This is a genomic window from Bacillus mobilis, from assembly GCF_001884045.1.
Classification (GTDB): Bacteria; Bacillota; Bacilli; order Bacillales; family Bacillaceae_G; genus Bacillus_A; species Bacillus_A mobilis.
This window is the reverse complement of record NZ_MACF01000041.1, coordinates 66,749-81,037: the sequence shown is the minus strand read 5'-3', so window position 1 is coordinate 81,037 and position 14,289 is coordinate 66,749. Positions and strand designations below refer to the sequence as shown.

At 35.1% G+C, this 14,289-nt stretch carries 13 protein-coding genes; 5 read left to right on the top strand and 8 right to left on the bottom strand.

The features are described from left to right. Window positions 1–6: 6 nt before the first annotated feature. The 3 genes from aspA to gloA2 form a co-directional block, all read right to left on the bottom strand. Window positions 7–1,440: an aspartate ammonia-lyase gene (gene aspA, locus BAQ44_RS04330; protein ID WP_071720969.1), complete on the bottom strand. Its 1,434-nt coding sequence runs from the start codon at window positions 1,438–1,440 to the stop codon at window positions 7–9. Between the two features lie 277 nt (window positions 1,441–1,717). After that, on the bottom strand, window positions 1,718–3,016 hold the full coding sequence (locus BAQ44_RS04325) for a hemolysin family protein (protein WP_061676965.1): 1,299 nt from the start codon (window positions 3,014–3,016) through the stop codon (window positions 1,718–1,720). A 107-nt stretch (window positions 3,017–3,123) separates the two neighbouring features. After that, entirely contained in the window at window positions 3,124–3,510 is a 387-nt protein-coding gene (gene gloA2 / locus BAQ44_RS04320) for an SMU1112c/YaeR family gloxylase I-like metalloprotein (protein ID WP_063261604.1), read from the bottom strand. Window positions 3,511–3,601: 91 nt separating this feature from the next. Between gloA2 and BAQ44_RS04315 the strand changes: the two genes are divergently transcribed. The 3 genes from BAQ44_RS04315 (at window position 3,602) to BAQ44_RS04305 (ending at window position 7,481) form a co-directional block, all read left to right on the top strand. Further along, a complete protein-coding gene (locus BAQ44_RS04315; protein WP_071720967.1) occupies window positions 3,602–4,780 on the top strand; it encodes a NupC/NupG family nucleoside CNT transporter in 1,179 nt (392 codons plus the stop codon). A 187-nt stretch (window positions 4,781–4,967) separates the two neighbouring features. Further along, on the top strand, window positions 4,968–5,984 hold the full coding sequence (locus BAQ44_RS04310) for an LCP family protein (RefSeq protein ID WP_063261606.1): 1,017 nt from the start codon (window positions 4,968–4,970) through the stop codon (window positions 5,982–5,984). 234 nt (window positions 5,985–6,218) lie between these two features. Next, window positions 6,219–7,481 (top strand): VanW family protein, encoded by a 1,263-nt coding sequence (locus tag BAQ44_RS04305; protein ID WP_063261607.1) that lies wholly within the window; start codon window positions 6,219–6,221, stop codon window positions 7,479–7,481. Window positions 7,482–7,529: 48 nt separating this feature from the next. Here BAQ44_RS04305 and BAQ44_RS04300 read toward each other — a convergent pair whose 3' ends face one another. After that, on the bottom strand, window positions 7,530–7,802 hold the full coding sequence (locus BAQ44_RS04300) for a hypothetical protein (protein WP_063261608.1): 273 nt from the start codon (window positions 7,800–7,802) through the stop codon (window positions 7,530–7,532). Window positions 7,803–7,817: 15 nt separating this feature from the next. After that, the gene (locus tag BAQ44_RS04295) at window positions 7,818–8,336 is read right to left on the bottom strand and encodes an RNase A-like domain-containing lipoprotein (RefSeq protein ID WP_061676970.1); all 519 of its coding nucleotides are present in this window, start codon (window positions 8,334–8,336) and stop codon (window positions 7,818–7,820) included. 399 nt (window positions 8,337–8,735) lie between these two features. On the opposite strand from BAQ44_RS04295, the gene BAQ44_RS04290 reads away from it, so the two are divergent. Next, the gene (locus BAQ44_RS04290; RefSeq protein WP_061676971.1) at window positions 8,736–9,284 is read left to right on the top strand and encodes a TVP38/TMEM64 family protein; all 549 of its coding nucleotides are present in this window, start codon (window positions 8,736–8,738) and stop codon (window positions 9,282–9,284) included. 63 nt (window positions 9,285–9,347) lie between these two features. Here the strand turns inward: BAQ44_RS04290 and BAQ44_RS04285 are convergent, their stop codons facing one another. The 3 genes from BAQ44_RS04285 to BAQ44_RS04280 all read right to left on the bottom strand — a co-directional run bounded on the left by BAQ44_RS04285 (window position 9,348) and on the right by BAQ44_RS04280 (window position 12,621). Then, window positions 9,348–11,048 (bottom strand): M4 family metallopeptidase, encoded by a 1,701-nt coding sequence (locus BAQ44_RS04285; protein ID WP_063261610.1) that lies wholly within the window; start codon window positions 11,046–11,048, stop codon window positions 9,348–9,350. A gap of 170 nt (window positions 11,049–11,218) precedes the next feature. After that, window positions 11,219–11,347: an NprX family peptide pheromone gene (locus BAQ44_RS30625; protein ID WP_131801846.1), complete on the bottom strand. Its 129-nt coding sequence runs from the start codon at window positions 11,345–11,347 to the stop codon at window positions 11,219–11,221. 14 nt (window positions 11,348–11,361) lie between these two features. Further along, a complete protein-coding gene (locus BAQ44_RS04280) occupies window positions 11,362–12,621 on the bottom strand; it encodes a tetratricopeptide repeat protein (protein WP_071720965.1) in 1,260 nt (419 codons plus the stop codon). Between the two features lie 199 nt (window positions 12,622–12,820). On the opposite strand from BAQ44_RS04280, the gene BAQ44_RS04275 reads away from it, so the two are divergent. Next, window positions 12,821–14,284, top strand: coding sequence for a nicotinate phosphoribosyltransferase (locus BAQ44_RS04275; protein WP_071720962.1), 1,464 nt, complete (start codon window positions 12,821–12,823; stop codon window positions 14,282–14,284). Window positions 14,285–14,289: the final 5 nt, after the last annotated feature.

Sequence of the window (14,289 nt, the reverse complement as noted above, 5' to 3'; positions counted from 1 at the left end):
TTCGCATTACATCTTCTTATTCTTTAGTAAAGAAGCACCAGCAATTTCAGGATGCGTCATTTCGAATGGATCCAAAATAATATCCAATTCTTCTTCTGTCAGTACACCATGTTCTAAACATAACTCCCTAACAGATTTTCCTGTTTCAATTGCCTCACGTGCAATACGAGATGCTGCTTCGTAACCAATATGAGGGTTAACTGCCGTAATAATTCCAACACTCTTCTCCACATATTGCTTCAGCAATTCTTCATTTGCTGTAATTCCTATAATACAATATTCACGGAATACGCGGAATCCGTTATTCATAATACTAATAGATTGAATTAAATTAAACACGAGTACAGGCTCCATTACGTTTAACTCTAATTGCCCTGCTTCTGATGCTAAGCAAATTGTATGATCATTACCAATTACTTGGAAAGCAACTTGATTAATTACTTCTGCCATAACAGGGTTTACTTTCCCTGGCATAATAGATGAACCTGGTTGACGAGCTGGCAATTGAATTTCCGCCAATCCAACACGTGGACCAGATGCCATAATACGAAGGTCATTCGCAATTTTAGACATATTCATCATACATACTTTTAATGCCGCAGATACTTCTGTGTATGCATCTGTGTTTTGCGTTGCATCAACTAAATGCTCTGCACCAACAAGTGGGAATCCGCTAAATGTTCGCAAGTGTTTAACCACTTGTTCAATGTACGTAGGGTTTGCATTTAATCCCGTACCAACAGCTGTCGCCCCCATGTTCACTTCATATAAATGTTGGCGAGACTGTTTAATTCTTTTTATGTCACGCTCAAGCACACGGCTATACGCTTCAAATTCTTGTCCAAGACGAATCGGAACAGCATCTTGTAAATGTGTACGTCCCATTTTAATGACGTGATCAAACTCTTTTGCTTTTGCACGGAAAGCAGCATGAAGTTCTTCCATTGTAATAAGAAGTTCTTCTAACATCATAAGAGTTGCAATATGAATTCCTGTTGGAAACGCATCATTCGTTGATTGAGCCATGTTCACATGCGTGTTTGGACTAATTTTCGCATACTCACCTTTTTCATATCCCATACGTTCTAACGCTCGATTAGCGATTACTTCATTTGTATTCATATTAATAGAAGTTCCAGCACCGCCTTGGATTGGATCCACGATAAATTGATCATGGAATTTTCCATCAACAATTTCCTGCGCTGCTTCTGCAATTTCATGTCCAATGTCTTTCGCTAAGTAACCAGTATCCATATTTGCAAGTGCCGCCGCTTTTTTCACAATTGCCATTGCCGTAATTAGTGACGGATGAATGCGATATCCTGTAATCGGGAAGTTTTCAACAGCACGTAATGTTTGTACACCATAATAAGCTACACTCGGTACTTCCTTTTCACCTAAAAAATCTTTTTCTATACGTATATCCTTCGTTGCTATCATTTTCATCACCTATGCTTTTCATTCTAAATCCTTATCTAAAAAATTCGCCATCTAAAAATACGAGTATCATTCAGAAGAATTTTTCAGTATCCACCTTCACTATATAGCACCTCTTTTGAAAGCGCAAACATTTATTTTTCTATATATACCTTTTATAAAGTGACACCTTAATCAGTGGGGATTTTGTTCATCCCCCACCTAACTTCTTCGCTTTCGCCGAATTTTGAGGTGGGGTCTTACTGCCCACAAATATAGCGGGATAACAATTTATAGAAAATCATTCTTCTACCTTCTTTATTTCCACTCGTTTAATTTGATGCATATCCTTTTCGAGAACTTTAAAAGAAAAGCCGTGTTTTTCAATAACATCTCCTTCAGCAACAATTTGCTTTTGCACCATAATCCAGCCACCAATTGTATCTACATCATCAGCAATTAAGTGTATGCCAAATAAATCATTTACTTCACTAATAAGCACTTTTCCCTCTACGATTTTACACCCTTCACTTACATGCTCTACAGGCGGGTGCTCGTCTTCATCGTATTCATCTCGGATTTCTCCAACAATTTCTTCTAAAATATCTTCTAATGTAACAATCCCCGCTGTACCACCATATTCATCATATAATACAGCTAATGGGATTCGTTTTCTTTGCATTTGTAATAGTAAATCATGTATAGGAATATTTTCTAGTACTTCAATAACTGGCCTTGTATACGGTGTAATCGAGCACTCCTCATCTCGATTACCATCCATATAACGAATAAATAAATCCTTTACATTAACCATCCCAATAATTTCATCTTTATCTTCACCAAATACGGGATACCTCGTATATTTTTCTTGTGCGATTATTTTAAGATGTGTTTCAAATGGTTCATCCTCATATAAACCTACAACTTCCGTACGAGGTACCATAATTTCCTTTGCAACTCTATTATCAAATTCAAAAATATTATTTACATATTTAAATTCCCTTTGATTAATCTCTCCGCTCTCATAACTCTCAGATAAGATTAATCGTAATTCTTCCTCCGAATGAGCAACTTCATGTTCAGAAGCCGGATGTAACCCGAATAACCCTGTCACAACCCTTGCTGAACCATTTAAAGCCCAAATAAACGGATACATTACTCGGTAAAAGTAAATAATTGGCTTCGATAATAATAAGCTAACTTGCTCTGCCCTTTGTATAGCGAGCGTCTTCGGAGCAAGTTCACCAATGACAACGTGTAAAAACGTAATCACTGCAAAGGCAATAATAAACGAAACTGTACTTGCAATTGCAGGAGATAAGTGTAGTTTTAAAAACAACGGCTCGAGTAAATGTTTTATAGTCGGCTCGCCTAACCACCCAAGCCCTAAAGCAGTAATTGTAATACCTAACTGACATGCCGATAAATATTCATCTAAATTCGAAGTTACTTTTTTTGCTGCCAATGCTCCTCGTCGTTTTTCACTAACGAGTTGATCAATACGACTGCTACGCACCTTAATAATTGCAAACTCAACAGCTACAAAAAAACCTGTTAATGCAATAAGAATGACTACCATCAGTAATTTTAAAATATCCACATATACCCTTTAGCTTTCTTAGCTAAAGTTACACCTCCTTTAAAAAAGAAGTTTCACTTTAGTTTCTTCATTTACGCAAAAGCAACCCTATATAAAATTCACCAATTTCAAACCTCATACAATTCTAAAGGTAGTCCATCAGGGTCCTGGAAAAAGACGAATTTTTTTCCGGTTATTTCATCCATACGTATCGATTCAGTCTCTACACCACATTCATTTAAATGTTTCACAGCTTCTCCTATATTTGTAACAGCAAATGCTAAGTGTCTAAGTCCAGCCGCTTCCGGGAAACTTGGGCGCTCAGGCGGACTTGGAAATGAAAATAATTCAATTTGATACTCTTCCCCTACACATAAATCTAACTTATAAGAATCTCGTTCCTTTCTATATACTTCATTTATCGCTTTAAAACCTAATATCCGAGTATAAAAATCCTTTGACGTTTCATAATTTGAACAAATAATTGCAACGTGGTGCACTCTACATATATTCATGTTCTCTCTATTCCTTTCTTTACCAAAGATGCATATTCTCCCTTGAAATGAAAAACATATATAGCAGAATATCTCTTTTAGGGGGCTTACTATGAAATTTATTACTTTTTTCGTGGGACTTATCGTTGTTTTCTTCCTTGCTTATATTGCTAGCAACAATAAGAAACATATTAAATTTAAACCAATTTTCATCATGCTTATTATACAGTTAATTTTAACCTATTTATTATTAAATACAGAAATCGGTCTCATACTTATTCGGGTCATTTCCAGTCTGTTTACAAAGCTACTCGAGTATGCCGCTGATGGTATAAACTTCGTATTTGGGGGGCTTGCCAATAAAGGTGAAATGCCATTTTTCCTTACTGTATTATTACCAATTGTCTTCATTTCTGTCTTAATTGGCATACTACAACATTTCAAAATACTACCATTTTTCATTCATTGGATCGGTTACTTCCTTAGTAAAATAAATGGTCTTGGGAAATTAGAATCTTACAACGCTATCGCCTCTGCCATTGTCGGCCAATCTGAAGTATTTATCACGGTAAAAAAACAATTAACTCAAATTCCGAAACACCGCCTTTATACACTTTGCGCTTCTGCCATGTCAACCGTATCTATGTCTATCGTAGGTGCCTATATGACAATGATCGAGCCTAAATATGTAGTAACCGCACTCGTTCTCAATTTATTTAGCGGGTTTATTATCGTACTCATCATTAATCCTTACGACGTTAAAGATGACGAAGATATTTTAGAAATTAAAGGCGAAAAACAAAGCTTTTTTGAAATGCTTGGAGAATACATTCTAGATGGTTTTCGCGTAGCTATTGTTGTCGGCGCTATGCTCATCGGATTCGTCGCATTAATGAGTTGCATAAATGACCTATTCCTCATTATATTCGGCATTACTTTCCAGCAATTAATTGGGTACGTCTTTGCGCCTATTGCATTCCTTATCGGTGTACCAAGTTCTGAAATTGTCACAGCTGGTAGCATTATGGCAACAAAGCTTGTGACGAATGAATTTGTAGCGATGATGGACCTTAGTAAAATTTCTAATAGTCTTTCTCCCCGTACAGTTGGTATTATTTCTGTTTTCCTCGTTTCTTTTGCCAACTTTTCTTCTATCGGCATTATTTCAGGTGCGGTAAAAGGATTAAACGAAGAACAAGGAAACGTCGTTGCCAGATTTGGCCTTAAATTACTATACGGAGCTACTCTCGTTAGCATTTTATCTGCAATTATCGTAAGCATTATGTTGTAATCAGGTAAAATTTTATCATTTTCTTATCCCTATCTTTTGTATACAATAACGAATAGATGTCTTTATAAATAATCAAGACATCTATTTTTTATACATGTACAATCGCTTTTATTTAGCGTACAATATTTTTTATGTGTTTGAATGCGCTTCTAGATGTATACACTTTGATAGCTTTAAAGGAGAAAAAATGATGAAATCCGATATGAACAAAGATACTCGAGCCAAAAAAGGACGCTCAAAGAAAAAACGACTCCTTTGGTTCCTTCTTATTCCATTACTGATTATAGCACTTGGAGCAGGAGGCTATTCCTTCCATATATACAGTAAAGCAAAGTCTGTATTAAATAATGCTTATTCTGAACTGGGCCGCGGGGACAAATCCAGCAAGCGTGAAAAAGCCGTGAAACCTATGACTGACAACATTTCCGTACTTATTATGGGTGTTGATGAAAGTGAGATTAGGGATAAGAATTACGGAAAAGCAACTCGCACGGATGCTCTATTACTTGCAACAATTAATAAAAACGACAAATCTGTTAAACTTGTCAGTATTCCACGTGACTCACGTGTCTTCATTAAATCACGTGATAAATACGATAAAATTACACACGCGCACGTATTCGGTGGTGTAGACAGCACGATTGATACCGTAGAGAACTTTTTAGATGTTCCAGTTGATTACTATGTAAAATTCAACTTTAAATCATTTATTAAAATTGTCGACTCCCTTGGTGGTATTACTGTCGATGTTCCGGTTGAGTTTACGGAACAAAATAGTAAAGACGAAGCAGATGCCATTCATCTGAAAAAAGGACGTCAACATTTAAATGGAGAAGAAGCATTAGCACTAGCTAGAACTCGTCATATCGACAGTGATTATATGCGCGGTCAACGACAACAACTTGTTTTAGAAGCCATTGCTCAAAAAGCATTATCGCTTAATTCCATTAATAAAATCGGTGGTCTACTAGACGCTGTTGATAAAGACTTAAAAACAAATTTAACTTTTGACGATATGATGACCATTGCCAAGAATTCAATGGATTCTAATTTAAAAATGGACAAAATGCAAGTAGAAGGTACTGATAAATATATAGACGGTATTTATTATTACGTTCCAAACGAAAAAAGCGTCAATAACATTTCGACAACATTACAAGAACATCTCGGTGTTACGAATAAAAATGAACATAAAAAATTATAATAAAAAGGCTGCTAGATCTTTCTAGACAGCCTTTTTATTATAATTTTCAACATATTTCTCGTGCATATTGTGACAAAAAGAGACAATTATTACAACAGTGTAACATTTTTTATAAAAACATTACACACATAGTGGAAATAATAGTATACTAGTACGTACATAATGTTATTTTCATCATTTTTATACAAAAAATGTAATACATATATTTATACAAAAATTTCTGGGGGGAAATAAATGAAGCTAAGTAAAATACTGATTGGTTCTGCAATTACTGGAGGCATATTACTTTGTGTAGGCGGTGTTGGTGGATATAAATATGTATCCAAACTAAATAATCAATTAGATACTACTGCATTACCAAATACTACATTTGAAGGTATTTCTCTCGATGGAAAAAACAAAAAAGATATTCAAGCAATTATTAATCAAAAGGTAACTGAATTAGATCAAAAATCTCTTACGTACATATTCCAAAATGATAAACAAACGTACACATGGAAAGATTTAGGGATAAATTATAAGGAAAAAGATATTATCGACAAAATCTTTAAAGAACAAGAAGGAAATGCAATGAATCGTTACAAAATGCGGAAGCAGGCTGAAAACGGTGAATTAAAACGTGATTATAAATTAACAGCTCAATTAAATACAACTGCTTATGAAAGCTTTATGAAAGATAAATATAATGACACACTAAAAAATCCTGTTAATGCAGAATTAAATGTTGAAGGCTCTACAGTAAATATTAGCCAAAGTCAAAACGGAGAAAAAATTGATAAAGGAAAGTTAACTGATTTAACGAAACAGGCCATTACTTCTGGCACATCAGACGTTACGTTACCAGTTACACTCTTAAAACCTGAGCGTTCTACAGAAGATATACAGAAAATGGGGATTAAAGAAGTAATAGCTGAATATTCAACTCCAATGGCTGGTCGTAATGGAAACCAGTCCTATAACGTAAATAAGTCAGCTAATACTTTAAGTGGAGTTATTGTCGCACCTGATGAAACGTTTAGTTTTAATGGCCGCGTTGGCGTAACGGATGCTGCACATGGTTATAAATCCGCAGCAGTATTTTCAGAAGGTAAAGTTATACAAAGTGCAGGTGGAGGTGTTTGCCAAGTTAGTAGTACTTTATATAGCGCCGCTTTAAGGGCAGATTTAGGAATTGTTTCTCGAAGCAATCATTCTATGCCTGTAAATTATTTACCACTTGGGCAAGATGCAGCAGTGGCAGATTATGGTCCAGATTTAAAATTCAAAAACAATACAGGCAATCATATTTATATTCAAGCATTTTCAAATGGAGGCAGTATTACTACTCGTATTTTCGGTACCAATACTGGTAAAAATGTTGAAGTTTCTTCTCAAGTAATTAGTAGAGCTAATGACAAAATAACAGCGGTAACATATAAAAAAGTAACACAAAACGGTGAAGTAATCTCAAATGGACAAATTTCAAAAAGCGTATATAAAAGCGCTCCAAAACAATGAGGTGCTAATAAACAAGCAAATTTCCAAAAAGAAAAAGGCGTGATTTAGTCACGCCTTTTTCTTTTGCAATAATAGTAAAAAAGCTTCAAGATGGTCTTTCGTTTCTTCTAAAGACCACATGCGATTTCCTTGCTTCGCAGCTAATACGCACGCCTCTTCCCAAGCATTCTTTTTCTTCATATATAATAATTCATCGCGTAATTTCAAAACAATTTCTTCATCCTCTTGCTCTATAAACTCTTCCATCACGCCTACTATTTCATCTTCATGAACACTTAACGTACAGTACGATTTAAGAAAGTATTGTAATGTCGTATACATATGTACTCCCCCTTCTTATTTGTCAGATGGATAAGAAGTAATGATCTTATATCCTAAATCTCCTGACTTATCTCTCGCCAAAACAGTAACAGTTTTTACTAGCTTGTCTTTTACATTCATATTTTTCTTTATTACCGTTTTTCCAACCGGGAATGAATGAGTTGTATTTAATACGAGACGAGCCTCTTTAGAATTTTTTAACCAATCTTGAATTTCCTTATCATGCTGCTTCAAACTATCTTTTACAGCTTTCGTCGCTGTTTCCTTATCATAGTATGTACTTGCCGCTGATACTTTATCTGTCTTCAAGCGATTCTTCAAATCCTCTTCTGATTTCCCTACATGTCTTTCAATCGTATGACCATTTTTAGGTGGTCCTTCCATTTCATCTAAAATATTATCACTAATTTTTTCTACTGATGTCGATTGATTTCCTGTTTGTTTCTCTGTTTTTTGTTCTTTTCCTGCACATCCACTTAAGATCAGCATGAATGCCATTAAACCACTCAAGAAAAGACTACTTATTCGTTTCATCATATCACCTCTTCCATGATTATTATCGTAACTTCACTAAAAGTCAATTTCACATAGAAAAAACATATACATTTTTAAAATTCCACGTCTATTTTTCCATATTACCACCCTAATTTCATAAAACTACTATTTCGGCCCTCACCTGTAATATACCCCTATATTTTTTCGATTATTTCCCGAATCAAATCACCTCTTAAAACATCGAATAAACCCTTTAAATTCAAGGTTTATTCGATGTTTTTTAAATCGTAAAAATATACCCCTGTTTTTATATACCCAATACCCTTATAAGGTATATAGATGGTGTTTTATCAACGTTTTCCTACATTATGTAAATTTGCACTTGCCTACACAATAGAAATATGGTGTAATGCAAAAAAAGATAAAGGATTTTAAACAATGGCTGAAACAATTCAAAACTTCTTAACAGACTATTATTCAATCGCAATTCCACTTAGTATCTTAATTAACATCATCATCAGTCTTTTAGGTTTTATCCCTAGTATTTTTTTAACCGCCATTAACATACAGCTCTTTGGCGTAGTAAACGGTACAATCATTTCGATCATAGGTGAGGCCTTAGGGGCTATTATCTCGTTTTATATTTATCGTCTAGGCCTTCAAAAGTTCACTCACGATAAAGTAAATAAGTATCCTAAGGTAGAACGCCTTCTTTACGTAGAAGGTAGAGAGGCCTTTCTACTCGTCCTATCTTTTCGTTTTATTCCATTTATTCCATCCAGTATCGTGACTTTATTTGCGGCTCTAGGCAAAATGTCATTACTATCCTTCAGTATTGCCAGTACAATAGGTAAAATACCGTCCTTATTGATTGAAGTATATTCTGCATACCATGTCATGAATGGTACAAACGAAGCGAAGTGGATTGTAACAATCGCGGGTTGTATCGGATTGTATTATTTGTGGAAAAAATGGAGAAAAAAATAAAGAAGGAGCATAGGCTCCTTCTTTATTTTTGAGGTATTTTATTAATAGCTATCTCTTACAGCCTTAGTTTATACCAACAGCACTAAATGATTGCTTAACTGCTGCTACTTCCGCAGAAGTCGCACCATATAAATCAGCTGCAGCTTGTACTGCACCAGCACGAGCTTGGCTAAATGTAGTAGATTGAGTGAAATATTGCGTGTTTGCACGGTAATAAATTGCACCTAGCTTGTCTTTACCGATACCAGTTACAGTTACACCAGAATGCGTACCGCCATTCGCTAATAAATAAGCTTGTTTGTTAATGATACCACTGTTCGTATGAACTCCACCGTTATCACTTGAACCAGTGTAACGCTTAGAGTAATGGTCTGGGTCACCATATTTCGCTGGATCACTCATAGAGCGAAGTGCATCTCCCGCTTTTCCAGGCGTGTAAATGTCTTCACCAATCTCCCAATCTGGATTACGATTATCATAGAATTCTACTAAAGTACCAAAGATATCAGAAATTGCTTCATTTAGCGCTCCTGATTCGTTTTGATAAATTAAATTCGAGCTATTTTCCGTAACCGCATGCGTTAATTCGTGACCAATTACATCAATACCACCAGATAATGAAGTGAATGTTACACCATCACCATCTCCGTATACCATTTGTGAGCCGTTCCAGAATGCATTATTATACTTACTTCCATAATGCACAGTCGATTTTAACGGCGCTCCTGCATCATTAATAGAGTTTCTATTAAATGTAGCTTTATAATAATCATATGTTCTACCTGCATAGTAATGAGCATCTACTGCCGCTGCATCATACGCTGCATTGAAAACATTATCTGCATCTGCCCATAATGTTCCTGGTAATGTTGAACGGTTTTTCGCATCATATGTGAAAATCGTTGCTCCGCGCGTATTGTCTTGTAAGTAGTAAGATGATCCAGATAATGTTGTATTAAGCGACTTCGTATCTCCTAATACACCTTTACCAGTTCCTACTTTATTTGTTCCTGTTACAGGCTTTATCACCGCTTTTGCATCCTGCTTAGGAGCATCTTGTTTAACTGGAGACTTATCATCATTCGTCACATGATCAATCGTATTAAATTTATTTAACACTTTACCGCTGTCTGCTTCAATGAAATAGTAGTAATTTCCTGGACTTGGATCTAAGAAGTTCAAGTTTACAACGTATGCATATGTTGTTTCTTCACCGTTTTGATATACATATAAGTCCGCTTTTGGTTCTACCTCATATTTCGGTGTTACACCTAAATCTTGCTGTGCGATTTCAATTGCCTTTGCGCCTTCAATCTTATTTTTATTTTTCAACTTGTCCTTTTTGTCTAAATCAGGCGCAACTGTTCCAGACAATACTTTTAAAGAGCCATCTTTACTTACATGAGCTACTTGAGTAGACCCCCATACAGGTACTCCTTCGTAAACTTGTTGCAAACGTACTACTGTTGAATCAGTTACAGCATCTTTCTTCACTTGTTTCACTTTGAAAGAATCTTGCGCACTCTTTTCCCCTAGCTTGTAATCACCTTTTGCTGCGTTTAAGTAATCAAACACAACAGATTCTGCTTTCTTGCCAGTCGCTCCAGTTAAATCACCAGAAATAAACTCAGGTGACTGCACCGTCTCATTGTACTTCTTCGTAGAGAGCACATTTTTAGAATCCGCAAATGCAGAGCCTGTCCCTCCAAACGTTGTAACTGCCATTCCTGTCGCTAACACTAATGCTAAACTCTTCTTTTTCATATAACCTTCCCCCTAATAAAAAATTTTTGTGAAAAAGAGTAGTTTTATCGTAGCACTATGTTTCCACTATTAATATACTAAAAATTCAATTAATTATTTTCTCAAGTTTTGTAGATTTTTGGGGGAAAAATATTGAGAAACCCCTTTCCGGTTGGAAAGGGGTTTCTCCATTATGAATTAATTTGTTGGACTGTTTTAGCTTCTTGACCAAGAGTATCTGGTTTCCACGCATATTGAATATCCAATACCACTGCCGCAATCGCCATAACTACCAATGTTCCTGCAATTAACTTTTTCATACTATTCCTCCTCTTTATTCTTCTAATAAGTTTATCGCTAACTTATAGTAGCGATTACTTTCTTTAAAATCTGAACATTCTTCTAAATATTCAGCTAGTTCTAAGTATATCTTCTTTAAATCTTTTATATTTTCCTCTGCTTTAAAGAAAGGAACTACTTCTGTTTCTAGAAATTTTTTATAAATATCTCTTGCTTCAAAGTACTTATACTGTAGACTTAACAATAAATACAACATCCCTTTATATCTATCATCTTTCCTTGCGGCATTGATGCCTTTTTCAATCCATTTAGCCGCTTCCTCGATCTCTCCTAATTGAATACACTGTAACGAAAGCTCATACATAGCATCAATATAGTTCATATCCTCTTCTTTTTTATACTTTAGGCATTCTATATAGTACTCTTTTGCCTTGGTATAATTTTTTTGGCAATAATACAGGTAGCCAATATTATTTAAAGCAATAGATAGAATATTATCTTTATCCGCAAAAGAGGTTGCTTCCCTTATGATATGATTATAAATTTCCATAGCTTCATTGTATTGTTTTTTTCTAGTATAACTAAAAGCAATTAAAAACTTGCAATTAATTATATTTCTAAATTTATATTCACTTTTAAAGCCCTCTAATGCCACATTAGCAAAGTATAATGTCATATGATCTATTTCCATCTGACTATATGTCAGTGCTAAATTATAATATATTCCCGTTTCATAATATCCTAATTCTTTTGCCATTGCTTCTGTCTTTAACAAATATTCTAATGCCTGTGTATATTTGTACTCTACAGAATATAATAATGCCTTATTATACGTATATAACATCTTCTGAAAAGGTGAGTATTTCTTATACACTTTCTTCAACTTATCCAATTCTTCTTCAACAGCAGGTAAATCTCTCTTCATCATTAAATAACGCGTATACAACAGTTTATAATAATTTATAATTTCAAAATCCAAAACATGCTTCATTTCACCTTGTAATTCTTCATATATGCGTTCTACTTGCTGCTTGTCCAAATGAACAAGTGCATTCAACCACTCATCCAGCTTCCCCTTCACATCTTCTTCTACATCTCTCAAATCCGTCACGGCAATTTCTAACCTTGTGCAGAGCAATTGTAGAATCTCTTCTGATGCTTCGATTTTTCCATTTTCGATCTTACTTAAGTATGAGACAGAACAAATGCCCTGACATAATTCTTCTTGTGTCATTTTTTGCTGTAGCCGTTTATAAAAGACTTGTTTGCCTATTTTTTCTAATGTTTGTTGCATTGTCCTCCTCCATTCTCATTACCCCCATTACTCTAATAATACATAAAATCTTGAGAAATATAAATTGATAAATGTTAATTTTCTAAAAAATATGCAATATTTCATTTTTTTCCCTCTTGACTATACTTTCATATCCATCCTTTGCTACGGGCGGTGAAAAATTGGTATACTATAACCAAATTATGGAGGTGTTTTCGCGATGACTTATTATAAAGACGATAGCTATGCCTTACATACAGATTTATATCAAATTAATATGGCTTATACATATTGGAAAGATGGTATTCACAATCGCCGCTCAGTGTTTGATTTATACTTTCGAAAGCTTCCATTTGAGAACGGTTATGCTGTTTTTGCTGGTCTTGAAAAGATTGTAGAGTACATAGAAAACTTCAGCTTTACCGAAAGCGATATCGCTTATTTAGCAGAATTACAATTTGAAGAAGAATTCCTTCAGTACTTACAAAATATGAAATTCACTGGGACGATTCGAAGTATGCAAGAAGGTGAAGTTGTATTTAATAACGAGCCTTTATTACGCGTTGATGCACCGCTCGGCGAAGCACAAATTATTGAAACTGCCCTGTTAAACATTGTGAATTACCAAACATTAATTGCAACAAAAGCTGCTCGTATGAAGCATGCTGCAAATAATGATGAACTTTTAGAATTCGGTACAAGACGTGCTCACGAGTTTGACGCTGCTCTTTGGGGCACACGCGCTGCCTTTATTGGTGGTTTCTCATCTACGAGTAACGTTCGTGCTGGAAAACGCTTCGGGATACCTGTAGCCGGCACACACGCTCACTCTTTCGTTCAAGCGTATCGCGATGAATATATCGCGTTTAAGAAATACGCTGAAACTCATAAAAAATGCGTCTTTCTCGTTGATACATACGACACTTTAAAATCAGGTGTTCCAAATGCGATTCGCGTCGCGAAAGAGTTTGGAGATCGTATCGATTTTTATGGCATTCGCCTTGATAGTGGTGATATGGCTTATTTATCTAAAAAAGCAAGAAAACTACTAGATGAAGCTGGGTTTACACATACAAAAATTATTGCTTCTAGCGATTTAGATGAATACACAATTATGCATTTGAAATCTCAAGGAGCAAAAATTGATGTATGGGGCGTTGGAACAAAATTGATTACATCCTTTGAGCAACCGGCATTAGGAGCTGTTTATAAACTAGTTGCGATTGAAGATACGGATGGAAAGTTAAATGATACAATTAAAATTTCATCTAACCCTGAAAAAATTACGACTCCAGGACTGAAACGAATTTATCGCATTATCAATCGAGTTAACGATCATGCAGAAGGCGATTATATTGCATTAGATTCTGAAGAACCAGGAAAAGAAGAACGCTTAAAAATGTTTCACCCTGTTCACACGTATATAAGTAAATTTGTAACAAACTTTGAAGCTCGCGAACTGCATAAAGACATTTTCGTTAGCGGCGAAAGAACATATGAACTACCAGATATATTAGCTATTCAAAAATATAATGAACAGAGTCTCGCGCTATTTTGGGAAGAGTATATGCGAACTTTAAATCCCGAAGAGTACCCTGTCGATTTAAGTCAAGAATGTTGGGATCATAAAATGAATTACATCCAAACTGTTCGAGAACAAGTTGAAAAAAATATACAAAAATAAAGTGA

Excerpts from the sequence above, each read along its gene's own strand:
- aspA (WP_071720969.1), bottom strand. The coding sequence starts at position 1,440 with ATGATAGCAACGAAGGATATACGTATAGAAAAAGATTTTTTAGGTGAA.
- gloA2 (WP_063261604.1), bottom strand. The coding sequence starts at position 3,510 with ATGAATATATGTAGAGTGCACCACGTTGCAATTATTTGTTCAAATTAT.
- BAQ44_RS04315 (WP_071720967.1), top strand. The coding sequence starts at position 3,602 with ATGAAATTTATTACTTTTTTCGTGGGACTTATCGTTGTTTTCTTCCTT.
- BAQ44_RS04310 (WP_063261606.1), top strand. The coding sequence starts at position 4,968 with ATGATGAAATCCGATATGAACAAAGATACTCGAGCCAAAAAAGGACGC.
- BAQ44_RS04305 (WP_063261607.1), top strand. The coding sequence starts at position 6,219 with ATGAAGCTAAGTAAAATACTGATTGGTTCTGCAATTACTGGAGGCATA.
- BAQ44_RS04300 (WP_063261608.1), bottom strand. The coding sequence starts at position 7,802 with ATGTATACGACATTACAATACTTTCTTAAATCGTACTGTACGTTAAGT.
- BAQ44_RS04295 (WP_061676970.1), bottom strand. The coding sequence starts at position 8,336 with ATGAAACGAATAAGTAGTCTTTTCTTGAGTGGTTTAATGGCATTCATG.
- BAQ44_RS04290 (WP_061676971.1), top strand. The coding sequence starts at position 8,736 with ATGGCTGAAACAATTCAAAACTTCTTAACAGACTATTATTCAATCGCA.
- BAQ44_RS04285 (WP_063261610.1), bottom strand. The coding sequence starts at position 11,048 with ATGAAAAAGAAGAGTTTAGCATTAGTGTTAGCGACAGGAATGGCAGTT.
- BAQ44_RS30625 (WP_131801846.1), bottom strand. The coding sequence starts at position 11,347 with ATGAAAAAGTTAATTGCAGGAACATTGGTAGTTATGGCGATTGCGGCA.
- BAQ44_RS04280 (WP_071720965.1), bottom strand. The coding sequence starts at position 12,621 with ATGCAACAAACATTAGAAAAAATAGGCAAACAAGTCTTTTATAAACGG.
- BAQ44_RS04275 (WP_071720962.1), top strand. The coding sequence starts at position 12,821 with ATGACTTATTATAAAGACGATAGCTATGCCTTACATACAGATTTATAT.